The sequence below is a fragment of the Phyllobacterium ifriqiyense genome (genome assembly GCF_030817885.1).
In the GTDB taxonomy this organism is placed as follows: domain Bacteria; phylum Pseudomonadota; class Alphaproteobacteria; order Rhizobiales; family Rhizobiaceae; genus Phyllobacterium; species Phyllobacterium ifriqiyense.
In genome coordinates this window covers 74,466-99,332 of sequence record NZ_JAUSZT010000002.1, presented here as the reverse complement: position 1 = coordinate 99,332, position 24,867 = coordinate 74,466, and the positions used below count along the sequence as shown (strand labels likewise).

General features: G+C 55.9%; 26 protein-coding genes. 8 read left to right on the top strand and 18 right to left on the bottom strand.

The genetic code is table 11. The features are described 5' to 3' along the window. Positions 1-4: 4 nt before the first annotated feature. The 4 genes from fba to QFZ34_RS02065 are packed head-to-tail and all read right to left on the bottom strand — an operon-like array spanning position 5 to position 5,054. Positions 5-1,084, bottom strand: a complete 1,080-nt coding sequence (gene fba, locus QFZ34_RS02080) for a class II fructose-bisphosphate aldolase (RefSeq protein ID WP_307276257.1) — start codon at positions 1,082-1,084, stop codon at positions 5-7. A gap of 14 nt (positions 1,085-1,098) precedes the next feature. Continuing rightward, entirely contained in the window at positions 1,099-3,111 is a 2,013-nt protein-coding gene (gene tkt / locus QFZ34_RS02075; protein ID WP_307276255.1) for a transketolase, read from the bottom strand. A gap of 11 nt (positions 3,112-3,122) precedes the next feature. Next, positions 3,123-3,995: a phosphoribulokinase gene (locus QFZ34_RS02070; RefSeq protein WP_307276253.1), complete on the bottom strand. Its 873-nt coding sequence runs from the start codon at positions 3,993-3,995 to the stop codon at positions 3,123-3,125. A 9-nt stretch (positions 3,996-4,004) separates the two neighbouring features. Further along, positions 4,005-5,054 carry a class 1 fructose-bisphosphatase gene (locus QFZ34_RS02065; protein WP_307278827.1) on the bottom strand — a complete coding sequence of 350 codons (1,050 nt, stop codon included), beginning with the start codon at positions 5,052-5,054 and terminating at the stop codon, positions 4,005-4,007. A 114-nt stretch (positions 5,055-5,168) separates the two neighbouring features. Between QFZ34_RS02065 and QFZ34_RS02060 the strand changes: the two genes are divergently transcribed. Further along, a complete protein-coding gene (locus tag QFZ34_RS02060; RefSeq protein ID WP_307276252.1) occupies positions 5,169-6,125 on the top strand; it encodes a LysR family transcriptional regulator in 957 nt (318 codons plus the stop codon). 375 nt (positions 6,126-6,500) lie between these two features. Here the strand turns inward: QFZ34_RS02060 and QFZ34_RS02055 are convergent, their stop codons facing one another. The 8 genes from QFZ34_RS02055 to QFZ34_RS02020 form a co-directional block, all read right to left on the bottom strand. Beyond that, on the bottom strand, positions 6,501-7,370 hold the full coding sequence (locus QFZ34_RS02055; RefSeq protein WP_307276249.1) for an NADPH-dependent oxidoreductase: 870 nt from the start codon (positions 7,368-7,370) through the stop codon (positions 6,501-6,503). 34 nt (positions 7,371-7,404) lie between these two features. Beyond that, complete coding sequence (locus QFZ34_RS02050) at positions 7,405-8,193, bottom strand: ABC transporter permease (protein WP_307276247.1); 789 nt, start codon at positions 8,191-8,193, stop codon at positions 7,405-7,407. Further along, on the bottom strand, positions 8,193-9,041 hold the full coding sequence (locus QFZ34_RS02045; RefSeq protein WP_307276244.1) for an ABC transporter permease: 849 nt from the start codon (positions 9,039-9,041) through the stop codon (positions 8,193-8,195). The genes QFZ34_RS02050 and QFZ34_RS02045 overlap by 1 nt, the downstream gene beginning before the upstream one ends. Before the next feature lie 27 nt (positions 9,042-9,068). Continuing rightward, entirely contained in the window at positions 9,069-10,145 is a 1,077-nt protein-coding gene (locus QFZ34_RS02040; RefSeq protein ID WP_307276241.1) for an ABC transporter substrate-binding protein, read from the bottom strand. A 1-nt stretch (position 10,146) separates the two neighbouring features. Further along, positions 10,147-11,037: an ABC transporter ATP-binding protein gene (locus QFZ34_RS02035; protein WP_307276239.1), complete on the bottom strand. Its 891-nt coding sequence runs from the start codon at positions 11,035-11,037 to the stop codon at positions 10,147-10,149. Positions 11,038-11,055: 18 nt separating this feature from the next. After that, positions 11,056-12,411: an LLM class flavin-dependent oxidoreductase gene (locus tag QFZ34_RS02030; protein ID WP_307276236.1), complete on the bottom strand. Its 1,356-nt coding sequence runs from the start codon at positions 12,409-12,411 to the stop codon at positions 11,056-11,058. A gap of 493 nt (positions 12,412-12,904) precedes the next feature. Next, a complete protein-coding gene (locus QFZ34_RS02025; protein ID WP_307276234.1) occupies positions 12,905-14,512 on the bottom strand; it encodes a GMC family oxidoreductase in 1,608 nt (535 codons plus the stop codon). A gap of 191 nt (positions 14,513-14,703) precedes the next feature. Continuing rightward, positions 14,704-15,501, bottom strand: coding sequence for an alpha/beta fold hydrolase (locus tag QFZ34_RS02020; RefSeq protein WP_307276231.1), 798 nt, complete (start codon positions 15,499-15,501; stop codon positions 14,704-14,706). Between the two features lie 144 nt (positions 15,502-15,645). On the opposite strand from QFZ34_RS02020, the gene QFZ34_RS02015 reads away from it, so the two are divergent. Then, positions 15,646-16,113, top strand: a complete 468-nt coding sequence (locus QFZ34_RS02015; RefSeq protein ID WP_307276228.1) for a MarR family winged helix-turn-helix transcriptional regulator — start codon at positions 15,646-15,648, stop codon at positions 16,111-16,113. Positions 16,114-16,141: 28 nt separating this feature from the next. Here QFZ34_RS02015 and QFZ34_RS02010 read toward each other — a convergent pair whose 3' ends face one another. Together QFZ34_RS02010 and QFZ34_RS02005 are read right to left on the bottom strand one after the other, a co-directional pair. Further along, complete coding sequence (locus QFZ34_RS02010; RefSeq protein WP_307276226.1) at positions 16,142-16,921, bottom strand: SDR family oxidoreductase; 780 nt, start codon at positions 16,919-16,921, stop codon at positions 16,142-16,144. Continuing rightward, a complete protein-coding gene (locus QFZ34_RS02005) occupies positions 16,918-17,247 on the bottom strand; it encodes a nuclear transport factor 2 family protein (protein WP_307276223.1) in 330 nt (109 codons plus the stop codon). The genes QFZ34_RS02010 and QFZ34_RS02005 overlap by 4 nt, the downstream gene beginning before the upstream one ends. 139 nt (positions 17,248-17,386) lie before the next feature. On the opposite strand from QFZ34_RS02005, the gene QFZ34_RS02000 reads away from it, so the two are divergent. Then, positions 17,387-18,283, top strand: coding sequence for a LysR family transcriptional regulator (locus QFZ34_RS02000; protein WP_307276220.1), 897 nt, complete (start codon positions 17,387-17,389; stop codon positions 18,281-18,283). A gap of 11 nt (positions 18,284-18,294) precedes the next feature. Here QFZ34_RS02000 and QFZ34_RS01995 read toward each other — a convergent pair whose 3' ends face one another. The 3 genes from QFZ34_RS01995 to QFZ34_RS01985 form a co-directional block, all read right to left on the bottom strand. Then, positions 18,295-18,429 carry a hypothetical protein gene (locus tag QFZ34_RS01995; protein ID WP_307276217.1) on the bottom strand — a complete coding sequence of 45 codons (135 nt, stop codon included), beginning with the start codon at positions 18,427-18,429 and terminating at the stop codon, positions 18,295-18,297. 168 nt (positions 18,430-18,597) lie between these two features. Beyond that, positions 18,598-18,837, bottom strand: coding sequence for a hypothetical protein (locus QFZ34_RS01990; protein WP_307276214.1), 240 nt, complete (start codon positions 18,835-18,837; stop codon positions 18,598-18,600). An 8-nt stretch (positions 18,838-18,845) separates the two neighbouring features. Further along, a complete protein-coding gene (locus QFZ34_RS01985) occupies positions 18,846-19,904 on the bottom strand; it encodes a Fic family protein (protein WP_307276212.1) in 1,059 nt (352 codons plus the stop codon). Positions 19,905-20,290: 386 nt separating this feature from the next. On the opposite strand from QFZ34_RS01985, the gene QFZ34_RS01980 reads away from it, so the two are divergent. Then, positions 20,291-20,671, top strand: coding sequence for a LysR substrate-binding domain-containing protein (locus QFZ34_RS01980; protein ID WP_307276209.1), 381 nt, complete (start codon positions 20,291-20,293; stop codon positions 20,669-20,671). Positions 20,672-20,732: 61 nt separating this feature from the next. Then, the gene (locus QFZ34_RS01975; RefSeq protein WP_307276206.1) at positions 20,733-20,981 is read left to right on the top strand and encodes a hypothetical protein; all 249 of its coding nucleotides are present in this window, start codon (positions 20,733-20,735) and stop codon (positions 20,979-20,981) included. A 118-nt stretch (positions 20,982-21,099) separates the two neighbouring features. Here the strand turns inward: QFZ34_RS01975 and QFZ34_RS01970 are convergent, their stop codons facing one another. Further along, on the bottom strand, positions 21,100-21,516 hold the full coding sequence (locus QFZ34_RS01970) for a hypothetical protein (RefSeq protein ID WP_307276203.1): 417 nt from the start codon (positions 21,514-21,516) through the stop codon (positions 21,100-21,102). Positions 21,517-22,197: 681 nt separating this feature from the next. Here QFZ34_RS01970 and QFZ34_RS01965 point away from each other — a divergent pair. The 3 genes from QFZ34_RS01965 (at position 22,198) to QFZ34_RS01955 (ending at position 24,849) form a co-directional block, all read left to right on the top strand. Beyond that, positions 22,198-23,169, top strand: coding sequence for an alpha/beta fold hydrolase (locus QFZ34_RS01965; protein WP_307276201.1), 972 nt, complete (start codon positions 22,198-22,200; stop codon positions 23,167-23,169). Positions 23,170-23,233: 64 nt separating this feature from the next. After that, positions 23,234-23,980 carry an alpha/beta hydrolase gene (locus tag QFZ34_RS01960; RefSeq protein ID WP_307276197.1) on the top strand — a complete coding sequence of 249 codons (747 nt, stop codon included), beginning with the start codon at positions 23,234-23,236 and terminating at the stop codon, positions 23,978-23,980. Beyond that, complete coding sequence (locus QFZ34_RS01955) at positions 23,977-24,849, top strand: alpha/beta fold hydrolase (RefSeq protein WP_307276194.1); 873 nt, start codon at positions 23,977-23,979, stop codon at positions 24,847-24,849. Before QFZ34_RS01960 ends, QFZ34_RS01955 begins: the two co-directional genes overlap by 4 nt. The last annotated feature ends 18 nt before the right edge of the window (positions 24,850-24,867 follow it).

Here is a 24,867-nt window from a genome sequence, read left to right as displayed (position 1 = left end):
TGCTTTATGCAGCTCTGGCGGAAGCGATTTGGGGATCGAGCAGGCCCGCTGCATAACGTCTGGCCATTTCGTCAAGCTCAGTCACCTTGATTTTCGATGCGTGGCCCGCCGTTCCGAACCGCTCGAAACGGTCGCGGCAAAGATCGCGCATGGCATCCATGGCGGGCTTGAGAAATTTGCGCGGATCGAACTCGGATGGGCTTTCCGTGGCGATCCTGCGGAACTGCCCGCTCATTGCCATTCGGCAGTCCGTGTCTATATTGACCTTACGCACGCCGTGCTTGATGCCCCGTTCGATCTCCTCGACGGGTACTCCATAGGTTTGCGGCATTTCTCCGCCGAAGCGGTTGATGACGTCCTGCAGGGATTGAGGCACGGAGGACGAGCCATGCATGACAAGATGCGTGTTGGGGAGTTTCCGGTGGATCTGCTCGATAACATCCATTGCCAGGATGTCGCCATCCGGAGCCCGGGTAAACTTGTAGGCGCCGTGCGACGTGCCACAGGCGATGGCCAGCGCATCAACCTTGGTGCGCAGTACGAAATCGACGGCCTGATCCGGATCGGTCAGAAGCTGGCTGTGGCTGAGCACACCGGTTGCACCATGCCCATCCTCGGCTTCGGCTTCACCGCTCTCCAGCGAGCCGAGCACGCCAAGTTCACCCTCGACGGAAACCCCCAGCCAGTGCGCGATTGAGGTGACGCGTCGGGTGATACCCACATTGTACTCATAGGAGGCAGGCGTTGCAGCATCTGCTTCAAGTGACCCGTCCATCATTACGGAAGTGAAACCATGGCGGATTGCCGTCATGCATGTGGCTTCATCATTGCCGTGATCCTGATGCAGGCAAATGGGAATGTCGGGGTACAGCTCCACAAGCGCGTCGATCATCCGGGCCAGCATCACGTCCTTCGCATAGGACCGTGCGCCGCGAGATGCTTGAAGGATGACAGGTGCCTTGCAGGCCGCAGCGGCTTCCATAACGGCAAGCCCCTGCTCCATATTGTTTATGTTGAAGGCAGGGACGCCGTAGCCATGTTCGGCAGCATGATCAAGCAATTGTCGCAAGGTAATTCGGGCCATAGTCGATACTCCTCCTAGCTTATGAGCTTGCGTGTGGTGGCAACGATGCTCTCTGGTGTGATGCCGAAATGCCTGTATAGATCGGAGGCAGGGGCGCTGGCTCCAAAGCCCTGCATGCCGATGAATGCACCCTTTTCACCGATCCACCGGTCCCAGCCCAATCTGGCTGCCGCTTCGATGGCGATGCGCGGAGCTGCGGCAAGGACAGACCGGCGATAGGCCAGGGTCTGCATCTCAAACAATTCCCACGAAGGCATTGAAACGACTGCGGCAGGGATTTGGTACTGGCCCCACAGCATGTCGGCGGCGGTGCAGGCAATCTCTACTTCCGAGCCGCTTGCAAGAAGCGTGAGGGCGCGCGGCTCCGCCGGCTCCCGCAGGACATAGGCACCGCGGCTTGACCGGTTTTCCGTGCTGTCGGCCTGGCGGAGCATCGACAGGTTCTGGCGGGAGAGGACGATAACACTGGGACGATCCTTGTGTCGAAGTGCAAGTTCCCAGCACTCGGCCGTTTCGATGATGTCGGCCGGGCGGAAGACATTCAGGCCCGGCGTGGCCCTCAGCATCGCCAGATGTTCGATCGGCTGATGGGTCGGTCCATCCTCACCAAGACCTATCGAGTCGTGCGTCATGACATAAATGACCTGCTGACCCATCAATGCCGAGAGGCGTATAGCGCCGCGCGCATAGTCTGCAAATGCGAGAAACGTACCGCCATAGGGAACAAACCCGCCATGCAGTGCCAAGCCATTCATGGCGGCTGCCATTCCATGTTCGCGAATGCCGTAATGAATATAGCGTCCGGAAAAATCATTCGCCGAAATGTGCTTCATGCCAGGTGTAATCGTCAGATTCGAATGGGTTAGGTCAGCAGAACCGCCTATGGTCAGATCGGTGGCATTATTGATGATGCCCAGAACCATTTCAGACGCTTTGCGGGTGGCAACTTTGGTGGCTTTTTCCAGATGCAGGCGACGAAAAGCCCGCAAATCCTTGAAAACCGTTTCAGGTATTTCTTTCTTCACCGCTTGCCTAAGCTCATCGCCAAAGGGCGACGCCGCTGTTTTCACACACCACTGACGCCGTTCATCTGCGCCCCTGCGTGCGACTTCGCGCCATGCTTCCAGTATGTCTTCAGGCACATGGAAAGGCGCATGCGCCCAGCCCATGGCCTGGCGTGCTGCTGCGATTTCCGCCTCTCCTAAAGGAGCACCATGGGTTTTTTCGGTTCCCTGCAGATTCGGCGCCCCTTTGCCGATCAATGTGCGGCAGGAAATCAGCGATGGCTGCTTGGAAAGCTTCGCCTGAGCAATCGCCTGCGCGATCGCTTCATGATCGTGGCCGTCTATGTCTTGTACGTAAAATCCTGCAGCCCTGAACCGCGCAAGTTGATCCAAAGATGTCGATAATGATGTCGGCCCGTCGATTGAAATGGAGTTGTTGTCCCAAAACACGATCAGCTTTGACAGCTTCAGATGACCGGCGAGATCTATTGCCTCGTGACTTATGCCTTCCTGCAGGCACCCGTCCCCGGCAATTACATAGGTATGGTGATCAACGATATCCTCACCGAAACGTACCGCGAGCATACGCTCGGCCAGCGCCATCCCCACGGCGGTAGCAATACCCTGACCCAGCGGGCCTGTTGTTAGCTCGATACCTTGCGCATGGCCATACTCCGGGTGTCCTGCCGTCTTTGCGCCGAGTTGGCGAAAACGCTGCAATTCCTCTATGGGCATATCCGGATATCCGATGAGATAATGCAAGGCGTATTGCAGCATCGAGCCATGCCCAGCTGACAGGACAAACCGATCACGATCCGGCCATAGCGGATGCAGAGGGTCGAGTTTGATGAAGCGGTTGAACAGAACCGTGGCCACATCGGCCATGCCCATCGGCATGCCAGGATGGCCAGAATTGGCTTTTTGCACACTGTCCATGACCAAAGCGCGTATTGCGTTGGTCATATCCCGTTCACGGACATTGGCAGCTTCACGATTTTCTTGCCTCAAAGTATAGGTACTCATCGGTGTCTCCCTCACGATGCCCGGTTTTTACGTTCGATCAATTGCATGATCAGCGGTGTCAGGATGAGTTGCATGGCCAGATCAAGTTTGTTGCCGGGGACGACAATTGAATTGGCCCTCGACATGAAAGAATTGTTGATCATCGAAAGCAGATAGGGGAAATCGATACCCCGCGGTTTGGCAAAGCGGATAACGAGCATCGATTCATCGGGCGTGGGTATCCACCGCGCAATGAACGGGTTTGAGGTATCGACAATCGGCACCCGCTGGAAATTGATGTCAGTCAGGGTAAACTGTGGAGTAATGTACCGGACATAATCGGGCATGCGCCGCAGGATGACATCCATGACCGCTTCCGTGGAATAACCGCGGGTGGCGCGGTCCCGATGGATCTTCTGGATCCATTCAAGATTGATGACGGGAACGACTCCAATCTTCAGATCCGCATGCCGGGCCAGATTAATGCCTTCGGTTACCGCGCAACCGTGCAGCCCTTCATAAAAAAGCAGATCGCTGGGATCGAAGCCGCGCCATTCGGTAAAGGTTCCTGCCGGTGTGCTATAGAGCTCTGCTTCCGCATCGTCATGGATGTAGGTGCGGGTTTTGCCGGTTCCCTTGCGAGCATATTCTTCGAATGTCTCATCGAGTTTTTGCAGTTCATTGGCATCGGCATTGAAATGCGTGAAGTTTGGATTGCCCTTCATTTCCTCTTCCGCGACCTTGGCCTTCATCGCGTTGCGGTCGTACTTGTGGAAGGCATCGCCTTCGATGAAAGCGGCCTCAATGTTCTCACGGCGGAATATCTGCTCGAAAATCCGCTTGACGGAGGTGGTTCCGGCGCCTGACGATCCGGTAATTGAGATGATGGGATGCTTTGCAGACATGTTTCCTCCTCAGACCCGGAAAAGGCCGCGCTTGCTGAACAGCGGCGCGCGTTCGCCAATATTGCTGGGTTCCGAATGATATCGACTGATGCGAGCCACTTCTCTGGATGAGCCGAAGACAAAGGGGACGCGTTGATGCATGAATTTGGGGACCAGATCGAGAATGCGTGTCGCCGTATCGGTTGCTGATCCACCGGCTTGCTCAACCAGAAAGGCGATGGGATTGGCCTCATAAATCAGCCTGATGCGACCTTCCCCGTAGCCTTTGCGATTGTCGCCGGGATAAAGGAAGACGCCGCTGCGCATGAGAATGCGATAGGTTTCAGCGACCAGCGATGCAATCCAGCGCATGTTGAAATCTCTTTCGCGCGGACCTTCCGTTCCCTTGAGACAATCGTCAATATAGAGCCGCACAGCTTCATTCCAATAACGATAGTTGGCGGCGTTGATCGCAAATTCATGCGACCTGTCGGCAATGACAACACTGTCATAAGCCTGGACAAAAGTACCCAGGCGCGAGGAGAATACGAAGATGTGCGTCCCGCTTCCCAGTGTCAGAACCAGTGCGAGTTGCGGCCCGTAAATGAAGAAACCGGCAGCGAGCTGACGTTCGCCTTTCTGGAAGAACGAAGCGCCAGGCTCGCTGTCGGGCTGGCCAACCACCGGGAGGATGGAAAAGATAGTCCCTATCGAGATATTGGTATCGATATTGGAAGACCCGTCGAGCGGATCAATGGCAAGTGCCAGAGGCGCGTCGGGATCGAGCAGTGCCGGATGGGCCAGCTCTTCCGAACCATAAAGGGCAACCGGCGCCTGCCGCATGGACTCCAAAAACATGTCATCGGCCAGAATATCGAGCGCGCTTTGAGCATCGCCATCGGCATTCTTGCTGCCACTATTGTGTGAAAACGCCTTGCCAAGCACGCCTTGATTGATCGTATTTCTTATTTCCACAGCAGTTATCGACAAACGGCGAACCACTTTAGAAACCGCAATGTGAACGGTGTCGTCTCCACCGGCAAAGGTCGCGAGAAAGGCCTCCAGTGTCGCTGTCATGATATTCCTCCCCGGCCTGATCATCGTGTTGTCAGGCTTGGGCTATCGAAACAGGGAACCCTCGCTAAGTAAAATTTATTATATTTACTATCTCAGTAAAATAAATTAAGTATAGGGATGCGCAACCTGACCTTGAAGCAACTGCGGGCCATCCAGGCAATCAGACGACACGGCACAATTGTCGGTGCCGCGAACGCACTTGGCCTGACGCCTCCTGCGGTCACGATTCAGCTCAAGCTTGTTGAGGAAGAAGCGGCACTTATTTTGTTTGACCGGACCAATGACGGGCTTCGTCCGACGCTGGCCGGTCTAGCCTTTCTTGACGCAGCGCAGATGCTCGAAGAGCGTCTACGACTGCTTGAGGACGAAATCGATGCAATCAAGGGCCTGCGCGTTGGCAGCCTGATACTGGGTGTGGTTTCAACTGCAAAATATTTCGCACCACAGCTGATGGCGATTTTTCGCAAACAGCATCCGGATATCGCCATAAAACTGGCCATCGGAAATCGCGCCGAGACGATTGCTGCCCTTAAAAGCCATGCGGTCGACATGGCCCTGATGGGGCGCCCGCCCAAGGATATTCCGCTTCGCTCAACCGTGTTCGGGGATCATCCGCTCGTTATGATCGCCGCACCGGATCATCCGCTTGCCAAATTTCGCGATATCACCAAGGAGCGTATCGCCCAGGAGCACTTTCTCGTACGTGAACCGGGATCCGGAACACGGATATCTTTGGAAATTTTCTTAAGTGAACTGCCCGGTCGGCTGGATGATCTCGGCACTGAGATGTCATCCAATGAAACAATCAAGCAGGCTGCAATGGCGGGATTGGGTATAGGCTTCATCTCGGCGCACACGATTGCACTCGAACTGGAATTCGGCAAGCTGGCAATCCTTGACGTCATTGGCATGCCCATACGCCGCCAATGGTTTTCAGTTGTAAGAACGGACCGTACATTGTCGCCCGCCATGAAAGCTTTTCAAGACTTTCTGACCCGCAAAGGCGCTCAATTTCTCCCATCGATCGACCGGCTTTATCCTGCTTCGAGTGCTCTTAGACCATCCTTAGAATGACTTTGCAGTCCTAGCTGCCGTAACGGATGGTGGAACGTGTTCAGCAAGGTGTCTGCGTCCTGCGATGGTGCCCCGGCTTATCCTGGTATCAAAGTTTTGCAAGACTCGTTTGGTCTAAAAATAGCAATCCAGGCAAGGTACGTGCAGGGAAGCAGGTCTCATTCGGAAGTTGTCAGGAAACGTTCCTTTGAAAATGCCGATAACAAGCGATTTTCGGGAGTTTTTAATTGTAGCCTGAGGGTCTACAATCCCTATTGAAAGCCTGTAGTGCCGCTTTCAATCAGGTCATTCTGGCGGGCAAACGCCCCAAAAAATTCCGCTCTCGTGCTTGAAGCATCCCCGCCAAATCGAACATCTCAAAAAAAGCGGACAATCCTATTTGATCCGAAACCCGAGCAATTTGACTGCACTTGACAGTACATCGCGGTTTTTCAGCGCTTCTTTCGTGCCAATTCGCCTGCTCATTTGCTCAGTCCAATCGATTGCCGGCATAAGTTGCAATTTTTGAAAGGCACGCAGTATCTTATTATAGTCGCCGAAATCCGCACTATCTGCGTTGGCTCCGTATTGTTCGCGGTGGAAGACCGTTGATCGTGGCAGGCGCGGTTTGATGTCCGTCCTGATTCCTGGGTTCGGATACCCGACAGTCAAACCAAAAACCGGAAAGACCTCCTTTGGAAGCGCCAGCTCCCTTGCAATAGCCTCCGGGTTGTTTCGCAGTGCACCTATATAGCAAGTTCCCAGCCCAAGGGATTCAAAGGCCATGACTGCATTTTGCGCGGCAAGTGTGGCATCGATAATGGCGAGAAGAAAGCTCTCCAAATAGTCCAGTCCTTCGGCCGGGGACCCTTGCGTCTTGGTTATATTTCTTAAGCGAGATAGGTCAGCCAACCAGACCAGAAGCAACGGAGCCTGATCAATTTGCTTTTGATTTCCCGCAACAGCGTTGATCCGCGCTTTGCGGTCGTCGTCTTCAACTGCCAATACGCTCCACGCCTGCAGATTGGACGAGCTCGGCGCGGACTGTGCCGCAGAGATCGCAAGCTCCACCGCTGTCGCCGGAACCGATTGCGGCAGATAAAACCGTATGCTCCGGTGTGCGAGGAGTGTTTCAATGACCGTTGTCACCGAGAGCTGGCCGGCCAAATCCTGTTGCGTCCCATAACGTTGCTGCAACAACGTACTGATCCGGTCAGCATTTGGTGGTTGTGGCGTGTCGGTGCCGTCGTTGGCGAGTGTAGACATCAATCGAATTTCCTGTTTGCGGCCAAGCCGGCTGTTAATGCGCACTGACGCGCCAGCGAAGAAGATGAGCTTCGGCAGCCGCAGCAAGTCTGTTGAGCGTAAAGCCCACCAGACCAAGAATGATTACCCCTACCATGACCAGCGCCATGTCGAAATGCTCCCGGCCCGCAATGATCAAGCCACCGACGCCTCTGCCCACGGCTAGAAAATATTCCGCCCCAACGGTTGCCAGCCAGGAATAGATCAGCCCGAGATGCACCCCAGTCGCAATCGAAGGTAAGGCGGCGGGAAGAAAAATGCGGGTGATGCGTTGCAGCGGTGTGAACCTCAACGCCTGCCCGACTTCGATAAGGTCACGCGGTGTGTTGCGCATACCCTCATAGGTATTGAGCACCACCGGGATGAACGCCGCGAGAGCAACGAAAACGATCTTCGCCTGTTCGCCGAAACCGAACCAGATCGATATAAGAGGAATCCAGGCCAGCAATGATATCTGCTTGAGGCTGTTGAAGGTTGGAGTGACCAACGCGTCCGCTACGCGCGACAACGCCAGCATCGTTGCGAAGGCTATCCCGATTGCCGAGCCAATCAGAAAGCCGGCCACATTGCGAAAGAGGCTGACACCGAGTTCGCCAATGAGATCGTTGTCGATCAACTCACGCTTTGCGGTCAAAAACACGTCTTCCAGAGACGGCAAAAACCGAGAGTCGACCAGACCGGTGCGGCTCGACACTTCCCAGACAACCAACAGCAGCACGGGAATGGTCAGACCGCGCCGGATCTTGACAGCTCGCCTTGTTTGGAAGTTCGCGATAAATGACATCAACTGCCCTCCTCGTGCTTCCAGCGCTGGACAGAGATCTCCGAGATATCGAGAGCCTTGTCCATCACGAAGCCAAGAATACCGATAGCGATCATCGCCACCATGACAACGTCGAGCCAGAACATCTGTCTGCCCCAAACCAACAGATAGCCAAGTCCCTCCGAGGACGCGAGCAACTCGACGCCGACGAGCGCGGTCCAGGAGTGCGTGAGACCATAGCGGATACCGGTAAAAATAGAGGGTGCCGCTCCGGGTAGCACAATGAGACGCAAGGTCTGCCAACGGCCGAAACGCAGGGCATGGCCGACTTCAACCAAATTGGCGGGAACCGAACGGATGCCAGCAGCGGTATTTATTGCCATAGGAACGAGTGCTCCCTTGGCGATGACGATGATCTTCAAGGTTTCGCCAATGCCGAAGATCAGCATGAGCAAGGGAATCCAGCCAAGCGTCGGTATCTGCGCAAAGGCGAGAAACAGCGGCCTGACATAGTCATCGGCCCGTTGTGACAGGCCCATTGCCATGCCGAGTGCCAAACCGGCAACTGCACCGAACAGAAATCCGATCGCCACGCGGCCCAGGCTGACGCCTGCATGATAGAAGATTTCACCGGAGTTGATCATGTCTACTGCGGTAGAGTAGACATAGGCCGGAGACGGCAATATCTGCTCCGGCAGCCAGCCCCTCCCCGAGGCAATCCACCACGCAATAAGCAAACCAACCGGCAGGACTAGCGCGATCGCAAAACGGTGCAGTCCCCATCTTCTTCCAAACGTCTGTGTTTGTGCCTTGTCCACCTGTTGCGCAGAGGCAACTTTGATGGTGATGCTGTTAGATCCGATACTCATGTGATGGTCTGCCAGGTTTGTTTGGTACTAGGAGCCTAGCGGCTTGCCGTTTGCCCCATAGGCCTGCCAGAAATTCTGCAGCCCAAGCTTCTGCAGCGAAGTATTGAGATATTTAGGTTCAAACCAGCCGTCGGTGCTGACCTCGCGACGGATCAAACCGAATTCCTTGGCCTTGACGCCCTGCTCCCGATACTGCGAGACGAGCAGATCATCAATGAGAGGCGAGTTGCGATAGGCCAGTTTGTCGTTCTTGAAATATTCTTCGAGGATCGGGATGGACGTGCCAGATTTGTGCCACAGGTCGAATAGGGCCGCCCGATTTGGCTCGTCGGAGGACCACTGCGCCGCTTTGACAAAGGCGTCAACGATGCGCTGGGTGATTTTCGGGTGCTTTTCGATGAACTCTTCGCGCGCAACGATACCAGCATTGCGGCCATAGCGGGGATCGTCTCCTTTTGTGGTGTAGATCACCTTGGCATTGCCCTTTTCGGCGAGATTGATCAGTGCTGTATCGCCAAATGCCGCATCGATGTCCTGGCTTGTGAGCGCTGCAACTGTCCCTGCGCTATCGAGATTGATGACTTGCAGATCTTTCTCGGTGAGGCCATTGGCCTCTAGGATCTTGATCGCCGCAAGATGTCCATTGGTGCCACGCTGATAGGCGACTTTCTTGCCTTTCAGATCCGCGACCGATTTTATCGCGGCATCCTTGGCGACTGCCAGATACAGGGGCTTGCGTGCACCGCTGGCCAGAAGATATTTGGTCTTCAATCCATTGGCGCGGCCGATCAGGGAGGGTAGATCGCCTTGGTAAGCAAAGTCGAGCTGGTTGTTGGCAAAGGCTTCGTTGACGGCCGGACCGGCGCCCTTGAAGAAGAACCATTCGATCTTGATATTCGGATCGCCGGCGAATTCTTTCTCAAGATACTCGCCCGCTCTCGCTGTTGCTGCGGAAGTGCCTTCCGAATAAGGCCGGCTGTCGAGGCCGATGGCGGCATAACCGACGTTGATCGTCAGTGGTTCCTCGGCAATAGCCGGAAACACAAAGGAAGAAAAGGCGAATGCGGCAATGACCGCTCTTCGGGTGAAGTGGGATAGGTTCATGTCAAATCTCCGTCGATGAATAGAGGGGCCGGCTGGCAGGTTTTGGGCGTAAGGCGGCATGGATCAGGTTTGCCTTGGGAGCCGGCTGTTCTTTTGCAGCAGGCTGTTTGATCGGGAACTTCGGCTTGTCGTCACTCGTCGTGCTGTTGAGAATATCGAGTACGTGATTGCGAATACTGGCGAGCTGCGCGGAGGTTCGCTCGCGCGGATGCGGCAAATCCACAGTGACGGTTTCCCTGATCCGGCCCGGGCTCGGCGACATGATCACCACGCGGTCACCAAGATAGACAGCCTCATCGACATCGTGCGTGACGAGCACCATTGTAATCTGCTCCTGGGCCCAGATATCCTGCAACTCCCCCTGAAGGCGAGCCTTGGTGATGGCATCCAAAGCGCCGAAAGGTTCGTCGAGGAAGAGGACATCAGGGCGATTGACCAGACCGCGCGCAATTCCGGCGCGTTGTGCCATGCCGCCTGATAGTTGGTGCGGGTAGGCTTTCTCAAAGCCGGTCAGGCCCACCAACGCGATCTGTTTTGCAACGAGTTCGCGTTTTTCCGCCTTCGAGAAGTTTGCGTTTTCGAGGCCAAGCGCAACGTTGTGCTCGACTGTCAACCATGGAAACAAGCGCGGCTCCTGAAACACGATACCGCGATCAAGGCTGGGACCGATGACTCGTGCCCCATCGTGTTCGATAGTGCCGTCGTGTTGCACATCGAGACCCGCGCCAAGGCGCAGCAGTGTCGACTTGCCGCAACCGCTGGCTCCGACAATGGTGACAAATTCGCCTGCCGCAATATCGAGGCTCACATTATCAAGTGCCGTGATCGTATTTCCATTGACCTGGAAACGCCGGCTGACATTGTTGATTTTCACGCGCGCAACGCTCGACATAATTGCTCCTTTGTTGGTTTATTCGGCCGCAACAGCTGATTGAGCCGGATGGTGCGGCTCACGCAAACCTAGATGGCTGCGTAATGTGCGCCCCTCATATTCGGTGCGAAAAAGTCCGCGGCGTCGGAGTTCCGGCACAATATGCTCGACAAAATCTGTAAGCCCGACAGGCAGATGCGGCGGCATGATGTTAAAGCCATCGGCAGCACCGGTTGTGAACCAGTCTTCCATCTGATCGACGATTTGGGTCGGGGTACCCACGATCTGCCAATGGCCTCGCGCACCGGCGACACGCAGGTAAAGCTGGCGGATCGTCAGATTCTCGCGGCGGGCCAGATCGACCATCAGTTTCTGGCGGCTCTTGCTGCCATTGGTTTCGGTGACGTCAGGCAGAGGTCCGTCCAGAGGATATTTCGACAGGTCGACATCGCCGCCTATGCCATTGAGCAGGGACAGTCCGACGGACGGATGAATGAGCTCCTGAATCTGCTCAAATTTTTCCTGGGCCTCCGACAGGGTCTTGCCAATAACGGGGAAAATGCCGGGCATTATCTTCAGATCCTCCGGCGAACGCCCAAAGCGGGCAAGCCTGCCCTTCACGTCGCGGTAGAATGCACGGGCGTCCTCGATATTCTGGTGCGCTGTAAAAATGACTTCGGCGGTTCGCGCTGCGAGATCCTTGCCCGGCTCCGATGAGCCGGCTTGTACGATCACCGGATGACCTTGGGGTGATCGCGATACGTTGAGCGGACCTTTCACCTTGAAATGCTTGCCGCGATGATTGAGAAGATGCTGTTTGGACGGATCATAGTAGATGCCGCTGGGCTTATCGCGCAGGAACGCATCGTCTTCCCAGGTGTCCCATAGTCCGCGAACGACATCGGCGAATTCTTCGGCACGTTCGTAACGCTCCGCATGGGCAACGTGATGATCACGGTTGAAATTATGCGCCTCGTCTTCACTGGCTGACGTCACCAGGTTCCAGCCGGCGCGCCCTCCGCTTATATGATCGAGCGAAGCGAACTTGCGAGCGATATGATAGGGTTCGTTGTAGGTCGTCGACGCCGTAGCGACAAAGCCCACGCGCTCGGTCAGGGCAGAAAGGGCCGAAAGAAGCGTCAGCGGTTCAAACTGCGCCACGTAACGGATAGCAGTGCGACTAAGCGCTTCGGTATCGGTGCCACGCGTACCAACGCCATCGGCCATGAAGATCAGATCGAATTTCGCTGCTTCGGCAATGCGCGCCAGCTCAGCGTAATGAGCAAAATTCGATCCTGCGTCTGCTTGAGCCTGCGGATGGCGCCATGCCGCAATATGATGCCCCGTGGGGTACAGAAATGCGCCTAGTTTCAACTGGCCGATGCGCTTGCTCATAATCAGGTTCCCGAGTGCTATTTCGGAAAGCCTAAGCGCCAAATTTTAATCTCGACAGGAATGGTATTCTTTAAATTCCATCGATTCAGGTTTTCTTGTTTAAGCCGGGCCGCGCCTACATAGGAACTTGAACTGTGCGGCGGGGATCTCATGTGCCGGTCTTCAAGATTCCGCCCGACATTCCGCTCATCAAGGAACTCTAACAGCCGGAATGGTGAACCATTCGCCCCGATCCCGTTGGCGAGCGTGATAGCATAACCACGTACATTATTGCGAGCACCGGCAAATGTTCCTCATGGCATTCCATAGGAGCCATCTGGCAAAGGCCATGCACGACGTGAAAGCGGCGTAGCTGCTGGGATCACCCTTATACGATGGGCTTTGAGCTCTCATCCAATTTGAACGATCGCTTTGCCGATCGGCGATCACTCGGTGGCCGACGCAGTCAGGCCACCGAGTTTTCGATCGGTGATGCGAGATAGATTGAGCAAACCTAGTAATTTCCTAGGAAATGCATCTTTCGGATCAAATCGGATGCCCTCTCTCCAATAACCACGCACGGCGCCATCGTGTTGCCGGTGGTAATCCGCGGCATGATCGAGGAGTCCGCGATGCGAAGGCTTTCGATGCCGTAGACCTTGAGCTCGTTGTCGACCACCGACATGGCGTCGCGTCCCATCTTGGCGGTGCAGGATTGATGCCAATAGGTGACGGCCGAGCGACGGATAAAATCGATCATGCCTGATCTGTTTCGCTGACCGGGAGCGGTTTCGCCTGTCACCAAAGGTCTGAAGCCATCGCTGTTTCCGAGTTGGCGGCACAACTCGACTGCGGCCAACGCTGCTACCATGTCTTCCGGCTCACTGAGTGAGTTCGGTTCGATCAGGACGGGATCGTTTATGTCGGGGCCAGAGAGCCTCAAACGGCCGCGGCTTTTCGGCTGTGCGAGACCATTGAACATCGTCCAGCCGTGCTCCGGTGTTTCAAGACCGGCCTCAAGAGGCGACGGAACGGCGAACTCCAACTGGCACTGGAGGATATCAGGCTGGGACAGACCTGCGTCACTCTTCCAGTAGAGATTTGCCTCGCAACCGCTCCCGCCGATGGCTTCCGGTTTTCGGTAGGCCCAGGTGCAGCCGAAGGCGAGATGATCCTGATGATTGCGGCCAACCCCCGGCAGGTGTTGCACGATTGGAATGCCGTGGGAATGCAGTTCGTCTTCCGGGCCGATACCGGACTGCATAAGAACTTTCGGCGTGTTGATCGCTCCAAGCGACAATACCGTTTCGCAATGCGCCATGAACTGGCGTCGCCGACCATCGATCAGAGCTTCAACTCCTCTCACCCGCTTACCATCGAAGATGAGACGCGTAACCAGTGCCTCCGTTATCACCGTCAAATTTGAACGCGACAGCAGCGGACGAACGTATGATTCAAACACCGATTCCCGCTTGCCCTCCTTGATACGCAGTTCAGCAATCGATGCGCCGCCAGCGGCCTCCATCATTTCGCCGTTTGTTGAACCGAAGACCGGAATGCCGATCGCTGACGCAGCGCTCAAAAGCGCTTGCGCCACTGGCTGCGGCGACGCAGGCTGCGATACATGGGCGGGCCCGCCGGTTCCGCGACGAGATGGGTCCGGCACGCCTTGCCAATTTTCTATCCGGCGATAGTAGCCAAGGATCGATTGATAACCCCAGGCGTCATCCCGGGCCTCGGCCGCAAAGTGGTTCCAGTCTTCCTTGTGTCCCCTGGCCCATACCATGACGTTGATACTCGAACCGCCGCCAAGCCCTTTGCCCATGCTCAGAGGGAGTCGGCGGCCATCCAGGCCAGCCGCTGGCTGTCCGACAAAGCCCCAGTCCCGGTTTGATCCAAGATTGAGTGGCCATTGCGCAGGGTTCGATACGGTCTCGGATTCATTATCTCCGCCCGCTTCAATCAGCAGAACGGTCGCGTCTCCATCCTCCGCCAGCCGCGCTGCGACAACCGAGCCGCTAGAGCCGGCGCCGCAGACGATGAAGTCGTAGACGTCACCGACCGCGCCATGTGGGTGAAACGTGGTATCGGGTGCATTTTTGTCATGGGTATGCCGTTTCACGTGAGATCCTCCGTGAATTGATTCAGGTAAATTTGGTGGAGTCCTGGACGCTAAGACAAGGAAATGTTTACGGATCTCGGTCAGAGATCCGACGTCCTACCGTTATTTCGCATCGGGCCTGCCGTTCTGTTTAACGGGGTTGTCTCGACGCCATCGGGAGGGTCTCGACCGTCCCGAGGGCGCGAAGTCGATCACTGCTTTTTCGCCGAGGCAGCCTTGGCCGCCTGGTCAATGGTCTCGGCGATGACCGCAGGCTGCGTCATGAACAGGGCGTGGCTTGCCGATACCTTGGTGATCTTGGCATTGATGCGCTCAGCCATGTGGATCAGCATCGCCTGATCGAAGGCCTTGTCTTCAGTAGCAATGACGGCCCAGCTGGGCTTGGTACGCCAAGCGGCATTTTCGAGCTTGGTGCCGAACGCCGACATGTTGATCGGAACCTGCGCGTCTCTCATGAAGGCGACATCGGCGTCGCTAACGTCATGTGCGAACCCCGCTTTGAACTTTTCTGGGCTGACATAGCCAAAACCATCCTTTGTAGTCTCGATGACGAATTCAGAAGCGGGCGCAAATCCTTCGTATTGCTGAGCCGTCGTCTCGCCGGCATCGGGGGAGAGAGCGGAGACGTAGACGAGGCCCGCAACCTTCTCACCAATGCCAGTTTCCGTGATGACCGTGCCTCCCCAAGAATGACCAACGAGAATGACCGGACCATCTTGTCGCTCGAGCGCCCGCTTGGTTGCAGCGACATCGTCTGCAAGGGACGTCAACGGGTTCTGCACGATGGTGACGCGATAGCCGCGTTTGGTCAGGTTGTCGTAAACACCCTTCCAGCCGGAACCGTCCGCAAACGCGCCGTGAACCAGAACGACGTTTCTTACGGATTGATCTTTTGGAATGATGTCGGAAGCATTCGCTGGCGGTATCGCAACCGACAGTGAAGCTGCCGTTGCGATTGCCGAAATGGTGGTGATGGACTTGCGTGTCATGGCTTTCTCCTCTTGGTAATTACGATAACTCTTATCGCGATATCTATTAGATTTCACATCTTGATCTGCACGTCAACATAATTCTTATCGCAATATTGGTTTTCGTGATAAGTTCGATTATATGGACGTCTTCAGGAGTTCAAAATGACCAAACGCCATAACGATCCCCCGCCTCTGCGCGACCAACTTTGCTATGCGATCTACACCGCCGGCATCGCCGTTCAGCGCGCTTACAAGCCGCTTCTCGACGAGCTTGGGCTGACATATCCGCAGTATCTCGTCCTGAACGTTCTCTGGGCGGAAGACGAACAAACCGTGGTTTCTATCGCCGATAGACTAGCTCTTGAGTCCAGCACGTTGACACCGCTTCTGAAACGCCTGGAAGCCGCCGGGCTCGTGCGTCGGACGCGCAACGCTAGCAACGAGCGTCAGGTTCTGGTGGCGCTGACAGATCAGGGTCGTGCCTTGCAGCATAAGGCAGGCTGCCTCAGCGATACCTTGCTTGCAGCCTCGACGCAGACACCACCGGAACTCGCTGCGTTGAACCGCGACGTGCGGCATTTGCGTGACGCGATCTACTCCCAGATCGGCGGGTGGGACGCACCCGCCTGACCTGAAATAGCGTGAGGTGGCCAAATGCTCAAGCGGTCGGCACGGTCCCGCCGTCAATCACGTGCTCGGTTCCGGTAATCGACGCTGCTCGATCCGATGCAAGGAATGCAATCAGATCGGCGACCTCTTCCGGCGCGGCTGGTCGTCCGAGCGGTATGCCACCGAGCGAGTTCATGATGACCTGCACCGCGTCGTCGTAGCTGATACCGGCTTGCTCGGCTATGCGCAGAGCCAGGCCATTGGATCCCGGGCTTGCGATCCAGCCGGGAGAAACCCGCACCACCCGTACACCCTTCGGAGAAACTTCCTTGGAAAGGCTTTTGCTGTAGGTGTTGAGTGCCCCCTTGGCCGAAGCATAGGCGGTCGTCGCCTCGGGTAGCGGAAGGCTTCTCTGGATCGAGGTGACGTGGATGACGACACCGCTTCCCTGAGCGATCATCCCGGGAATGAGAGCGCGATCCAGTCTGACTGCCGGGAAGAAGTTGAGGTTGAACTCTTGATCCCATTCGACGTCGGTGAGCACGGCAAAGCCGCCTGACGGGGCCGAAGAGCCGCCCAGCACGTTCACGAGGATGTCGAGGCCGCCGAGTTCTCGCTGCACCGCGTCGACGACGGCTTTAACCCCCGACTTGGTGGTCAGATCGGCTTCGACAAACGCCGCTCCGGAGAAGTCAGCGGGCTTCTTGCGAGCTGTGGTCAGTACGTTGGCGCCGAGCTCCTTGAATAGCGCCACGGTTGCAGCGCCGGCGCCCGAGGTCCCGCCGGTGATCAGGGCACGACGGCCCTGCAAGGTTAGAAACTGTGTCATACGGTGATCTCCAGTTCGGTGACCTTGTCGTTCGCGAGGACGAAGAAGAAGCGCAGATCGATTGGGCTGCCCGGGAAGTCGCCGACGGCATGGGCCGTCACCTGGATTTTCCCGTTTTCGGTGGCAATGAAAAACGGTTCCACCGTATAGCTGTATTGCTGAGCTTCATCAGCCATCCATGCGCGGATGGCATCCCGGCCTCGATACGTGAGGCCTTTATCTTTCACGATGCCGTTCTCGGTGAATGTAGAAGCGATCACATGCGGGCTGCCTGTCCGGTCGGCCTCGAAATATGCTTCGATGGCCTTGGGAAGTTTGATTGTCATTGGTTCCTCCAATTTTAACTCCAGCCTCTGCCAGCTGAGGGCGCCGCCCCCCTAGGAGGTCGATAGGTGTAATCTAGGATGAGCTGGTTGACACGATAACTGGGACAAAGCAGGATGAGGAATTTCGAAAAGAGGGACAATGGCGCGATCTGTTCTTACCGACCTGGATGCCGTTCTCAGCATCGCGCGCCTCGGCTCGTTCAGGGCTGCCGCGCTCGAGCTCGGCATGTCCACCACAGCATTAAGCAATGCCGTTGCGAAGCTTGAGCAGCGTCTCGGCGTTCGCCTGTTCAACCGTACAACGCGTAGCGTCTCGCTCACCGACGCGGGGAAAACCTTTGCCGAGCGGGTTGGACCGGCAATGATTGAGATCCACGATGCTATGCTCACGGTCCAATCGCTCCAGGAAACTCCGACGGGCACATTGCGCATTAATGCCTTCGCGACAGCAGCACGCGAGGTGATGGAACCGCTCATATTGTCGTTCATGCAGCGCTACCCTAAGGTGCATATCGATCTGGTCACGGAGGGACGGATCGTTGACATTGTTGCGGCGGGGTTCGACCTGGGCTTGAGGCCGGCCGATCTGGTGCCGACCGACATGATCGCTGTGCCACTCGGTACCAAGCGCAGTAATGCCGTTGTCGCATCACCAGACTTCCTGCGCACTCATGGCAGTCCAACGGTGCCAGCCGACCTATATCGGTTTCAGTGCATACGCGCGCGCTTGCCCAACAACGCCTTGTTTCGGTGGAAATTTGAAAAGGATGGGAACGCTGTCCAGATCGATGTGCAAGGCTCAATAACTCTCGACGAGTCAAGCCTTGTCAGGATAGCGGCGCAAAATGGAGTGGGCCTGGGATACGTTATGGAGGCAGATGTGCGCGATGACATTGCGGCCGGGCGACTAGTGCGCGTTCTCGAGGACTGGACTCCCCCACTGGCGCCATTAGCCCTATACTATCCGGGCAGGAAGAATCCGCCGGCTGCGTTCAGCGCATTCATTCAAGCTGCCCGCGATTTTGCGAAGGGGTAATCGACCGGTGCTTAAATCAATGTCTTCTCGACATCGAAAATACGCACCCAACATACTTTCACGTCATCCGTCTTGCTGGGAAGAACAGCCCGGAAAATGACTGTTATCCGGACAGGGACGACGATCAAACCAGAAACACCGCTCATGTTTGGCTTTACCTGATCGGGTATACTCGCACTCCTCGACGGCGACCGCGTGCCCAACCCCTATGAGGTAGACTACTCGCTTGTCATCCGCCAATCGACGGCGCCGCCAGCCCTTTTGCCTTGAAGAAAATTGAACCAATAGATCCTGATTCAAGATTAGGCTTTTGTTCAATTACCGAACGTACCGGAAACCCTTCCTTTGAAAATGCCGATAATAGGCGACTTTCCGGCGAATCCGATTGGTTCTTTAAATTCTACAATCACTCTTTTGAGCATATCTGGATTGGTGACTCCATTGACCACCGCGGCGGAATCGGACTCATGGCTGTCCACTTGGGAGTTTTTCTCCCATCCTCGTGACGCATTTACCGTCTGCACCGATATAGTTAGCGGATATCCGCCGGTCATTTTGCCGTTCAGCTCAGGCCGTACCAGGTACCTCGACCAGCGCCATGCAGGGTCAGGCTTCCTTGCTCGGTCAACGCCCGCAGATGATCCTTCACCGTATTCCGGCTTGCGCCCGTGGCATTGGCCGCCTCCAACACGGTCACACGACCACGCTCACGTGCAAGTTCGAGGATCGCAACGGAAAGCTCCGGCAAGTCGCCCAGCAGGATGCGTTCGCGCTCGATCTTGCGCTCCAGCCGTTGTTTCTGTTTCTGCAGGCTTCTCAGGAAGAACTCAACCCAGGGGTTCCAATCCTGCTGATCGGTGCGGATCGTCCCTTGCGTACGGCGCAGTGCCAGGTAGTAGACCTCCTTGTTCTGCTCGATGACGCTTTCGAGAGAGCTGTAGGGCACATAAGCATAGCCCGCCCGCAGGAGCAGCAACGTGGTCAGGGCCCGTGAAAGGCGACCATTGCCATCCTGAAATGGGTGGATTTCCAGAAAAACAACGATGAAAACCGCGATGACGAGAAGAGGATGAAAAATACCGTCCTTCTCCTGAGCCTGATGCCAGGCTACGAGATCGGCCATTCGGCCGGGTGTTTCGAAGGTTTCAAAAACGATGCCCAGGCTCCGACCGTCTTCATCGAAAGCCTCCACATTGTTGGAGAGTGCCTTCCAGCTGCCCCGATGACGCTCATCCTTGGTCGAGTGAGCCAGAAGGTCTCGATGGAGCTGGCGGATGTGATTTTCATCAAGCGGGATTGTGTCGAAGGCCGAAAAGATGGTCTCCATCACCTCCGCATAGCCTGCAACCTCCTGCTCATCGCGGCTTGTAAATGAACTAATGCGCAGGTTCGAAAGGAGTCTTTCGACTTCCCGGTCGGTCAGTCTTGCGCCTTCGATACGGGTTGACGAACCGATGCTCTCGATCGTGGCGACCCGCCGCAAACTGGAGAGACGGTCAGGAGCGATGCGACCCAAGGCACGCCACGCTCCCTTGAATTCGTCAATCTGGGCGATCAGCGAGAGAACCTCGGGGGTGATCCGCAATTTCGAGAGATCGTGCGCTGGCATCCAATAACCCATCCGTTTCCATCCAAAAACAGATATGGCACGGCAGCATCCATTAATCCATCCATTCCCATCCAATAAAGGCATTTTTGCAATTCTGATCAGAAAGAGTGGCAGTATCACTCGCGCAGCGTTGGCGGCCCGCACAATGCCCAGTTTTCGGGGATCATTCCTGCTATAAGAATGACATAGGCGGCCGATCTGTTTGAGAGGTCCTTGTCTCAGCGGTCACCGCTTTTCTGGACCGATGCCTGACATGGCATGTCGTCGGACATCCGGCCGCGCCTTCCCGCCGATTTCGTGATTGACACCTTTGGGTGCTTTCCCGAACAAGATTTTTCATCGTTCATGACTAATCGACGCAAGACAATACACTCCATCTATGGAGGATTACCCCTGTCATGAGCCCTGCTTTCTTCAAGGCTATGGGAAAAGGCGGCGGCCCAGACTGGCTGTTGCACTCTCCCTTGCTTTATGAGTTCGATCTCAATCACTGGAGACTTTGGTTTGACAAGTTCGGACTTTCCATGCCTGCGGATGCAAGGAGCCTGCGGTTAAGCGACTCCCATGCGCTGCGCCGAATGGCGCTCGACGGGCATGGCGCGGCCCTTTTCTTTTCCTCACTCATTGCGGACGATCTCAATTGTGGGCGATCGGTCCAGCCATTTCCGGCTTCCATCCATGTCGGCTATGATTACTACTTGAATTACTCAAGCGCGGTGGATCTTCCACGCAAGGCCAAAGTCTTCCGCAGGTTTGTGGCGAGGGAGTGCACTACCTAAAGCTTGACGCCGATATTTGGTTTAAGATCGTGAGATTCTAACCCTTTCCGTTCCTGAGCTAATGGATACGGTCTGGTGGAAAATATCGGTAGAAGGCGGTCCGTCCTATCTGAAGCTGGTCAATGATGTCACCAATGAACGGATAATTTTCAGCGTCTTTGAGCATCGCCTCGGCATTTTTGATTTTCTTGTCATCCTGTGCACGCGGTCAACCGCCCCTGAGACTGCGTTTGTTGCTGCGGCGAGTCCAGCCCTGGTATTTTCGACAATGAGTTCCCGCTGGAAATCGTCAAAAGCTGCTGTCATGTGAACGCATCGTGACTGCTTTCTCTCACTCAATTATGCGCACCGATGATGATATAGCTCAGCAGAAGTGAAATTTTTGCGACAGAACCGTTATGGGTCGAGCGTTGTTTTCTTTGTATGACTTAATTGTCGACGTTCGAATTTTTACAGCGATACGTAAACTTCCATTCGCCTTCTGGTATCCCCGGATTCCGATCATCTTTTTCGTTATGATAACATGCTCCCCACTTGATTTCAGAGCGATCGCCAATGTTCAAAATCTGCAATATGGAATTCGCTTCGACTACCGTCGCTGGATACAGTCGGTCACTATTATTTTGAGCGACACTCGAACAGTTAACAGCTGAATCGATTGTCTTCTCGAAGCAGAGCTCTAAAACCAAGTCGCGGTTACAGTTGTTTACAAAAAGCCAATCACTTTCTGTTTCAGTTTTAAGTATGCATCCGTTTGCATCTGCCGCAAAATTTTGATTGATCTGACTGAATGACATCAGGAAGGCTGCAATTGTAAGGTTCCCGTATTTCGCCTTAAGGCTCATGTCTTCACACACCTCCAACAATCTTCTGCAAGGTTCGCTCGCAGCCTACGATAGCCATCTTAGCTTGGCTATACATCAACTAGCTTACCGAAAGTCCGTACGAACAGTATCCTGAACACGCATTTCTACTTCTACCGAGACAACGTCCGGCAGATCGTCGCTGCTGACCAGATAAGCTTCCTTAAGACCCAGCTGTTGGGGTTCGCCACGTTCTACAGACTACTGCCGCGTACAAACAGGGAAGTTGTCAGCAACCCTTCCTTTGAAAATGCCGATAATAGACGATTTTCCACCAAATCCGATTGGTGCCCTGAGATCTACAATCCCGCTTTAGAGCATATCGGGAGTGATTTCCAATGAGAGCCTTGACAGGAATCGAACCCAGCACCGGCAAACCGAAGAACCTAACACGCCGATTCTACCGCAAAAACACTCTCTCTGATCGTCATAGCTATCGGTCGTTCAAAGAACCGCAGACGTGGAGAGCTTCCCATGAGGCTGCTTCAACGGATCGGCTTTCGTTTGGATCGAGCTATTCACGCTGCTTATTGTGAGTCCTTCGACGGCCAACTGTTCAACTTTTTACCCTTATTTATCCCAGGTCCGAAGACCGGCGATGCTAGTCCTTTTTCCAGAGGCGCTGATGTGGATCGGCACCCAATTTGGAAAAAGGAAAGCATCATGAAAAAGCATCTGCTCGCCACTGTCGCACTTCTCATGGCCATCTCTCCCGTTGCGGCTGAAGCCCGCTGCGTACCGAACACCCCAGTCATAGCCGCGAAAGCCGTTCCCGTTATTCAGTACAAAAACACGACGATCGATGGCGTAAAAATCTTTTATCGTGAAGCCGGCCCCAAGGACGCACCGGTGCTACTGCTTCTGCACGGATTCCCGACCTCGTCCCATATGTTCCGCAACCTCATTCCACTGCTTGCAGACCGTTACCGCGTGATCGCGCCTGACTATCCCGGCTATGGCCAGAGTGACGCACCCGACCACACCCAGTTTTCCTACACGTTCGAGAACCTGACCAACATCGTAGAAAAACTGACCGAAAAGGTCGGCGCCGATCGCTACAGCATGTATGTGATGGATTACGGCGCACCGATCGGATACCGGCTCGCGCTCAAACATCCCGAGCGGGTTGAAACCCTGATCGTGCAGAATGGCAACGCCTATACCGAAGGCCTCGCCGCGTTCTGGGATCCGATTAAGGCCTATTGGGCCGAGAAAACGCCGGAACGCCGGGAAGCGCTCGCCGGTCTGGTCACGCTCGAAACCACGAAATTCCAGTATACCGACGGAATGGGCGATGTCTCACATATCAGCCCCGACAACTGGGTCGTCGATCAGGCCTTGCTCGATCGGCCGGGCAACAAGGACATCCAGCTCGATCTCCTGGGCGACTACGGCAGCAATGTACCGCTTTACCCGCGATTCCAGGCCTTCTTCCGCGACAACCAACCGCCAACGCTGATCGTCTGGGGCAAGAGCGACAAGATCTTTCCAGAACCTGGCGCGCACCCCTATCTTCGCGATCTCCCGAATGCCGAGATGCACATTCTCGACAGCGGCCATTTCGCCCTCGAAGACAAGCTCCATGTGATGGCGCCGCTCATCCGGGATTTCCTCGACCGCAAGGTTTGCAACTGATCGATAGCCAAACCGTTCTGCGGGGCCAGCGGCCCCGCAACTCCCCCAATCAAAGGAAAAGATCATGACCAATCCTGTTTCGGGCACCCAGACAGCTGGTGCCCCGTTCCTCTCGATCGTCCTCGTGCACGGCGCGTTTGTCGATGGCTCCGGATGGCAACAGGTCCATGGCGAACTTGTCGACCGCGGCTTTGAAGTTCTCGTCGCTCAACACCCGACGACCTCGCTTGAAGGCGACGTTGCCGTGACCGAGAGCCTTATTGCCGCGGCTCGCCACCCGGTTCTCCTGGTGGGCCACAGCTACGGTGGAGCCGTCATCACCGAGGCTGGCGTCAACCCAAAAGTCCAGGCTTTGGCCTACATCGCGGCTTTTGTGCCGGATGCCGGCGAATCCGTCGCGGCCCTGAACGAAGCTCCTGAAGAGCCCGGCGAAACGAAGGCACCGTTGCTGCCGCCGCAGGACGGCTACCTCGTTGTCGACCCGGCCCGCTTTCCGGAAGCATTTGCCGCCGATGTCGACCTTGCGACCACACGCTTCATGGCGGCGGCGCAACTGCCCTGGGGCCTTGCAGCGGTCATAGCACCCCTCACCCATGCAGCCTGGAAGACCAAACCCAGCTCCTATCTCGTGGCGTCCGCCGACAGGATGGTGCCGCCCAGCGCGCAGCGCCGGATGGCCAAACGTGCGAGTGCTGCGATCACCGAGATCGACAGCAGTCACGCCGCGATGCTGTCGCACCCGCAGGACGTCGCGGCATTCATCGCAGCCGCCGCCTCGGCCGCAACGCCGACCGAAGGTGCCGGACAATGACCCGGCCCGTCACCCATCACCGAACCACCAGCGTTGAAGGCGTGGAAATTTTCTACCGCGAGGCTGGAGAGAAAGGCGCCCCTGTCGTGGTGTTGCTGCACGGTTTTCCAAGCTCTTCGCACATGTACCGCAACCTCATCCCAGCGCTTTCCGACCACTATCATGTGATCGCGCCCGACCTTCCGGGGTTCGGTCTGTCGGCAATGCCGTCTTCCAGCGAATTCGAATACAGCTTTGCCACTTTCTCGGATGTCATCGCCGGTCTCCTCGAACAGCTGGGCGCCGAACGCTACGCGCTCTATGTCATGGATTATGGCGCGCCAACCGGGTTTCGTCTGGCGGTCGCGCATCCGGATCGAGTGACCGCCCTGATCGTCCAGAACGGCAATGCCTATGAAGACGGCATGGGGGATTTCTGGGGGTCGACGCGGGCCTATTGGGCCGACAACGGCCCGGTAAACCGCGACGCGCTGCGGCCTTTTCTATCGCTTGACGGGACACGTTTCCAATATCTCGCCGGCACGAAAGATGAGACGCGGATCGATCCGGCAGCATGGTTATACGATCAGCTCTTCCTCGACCGCCCGGGCAGCACGGACATCCAGCTGGGCATCATGTACGACTATAGGACCAATGTCGCGCTCTACCCCGACTTCCACGCCTATTTCCGCGCGCATAGGCCGCCGGCCCTGATCCTGTGGGGCGAAAATGATCCCATCTTCCTGCCGGAAGGCGCACGCGCCTTCCTCCGGGACCTGCCCAAAGCCGAGCTTTATTTTTTCGATACCGGACATTTCGCCCTTGAGGACAAGGCGGACGAAATGATCCCGGTCATGCGCGACTTCCTCGCCCGAAACCTGACCCGCTAACTGAAACCCAAAAGAGGA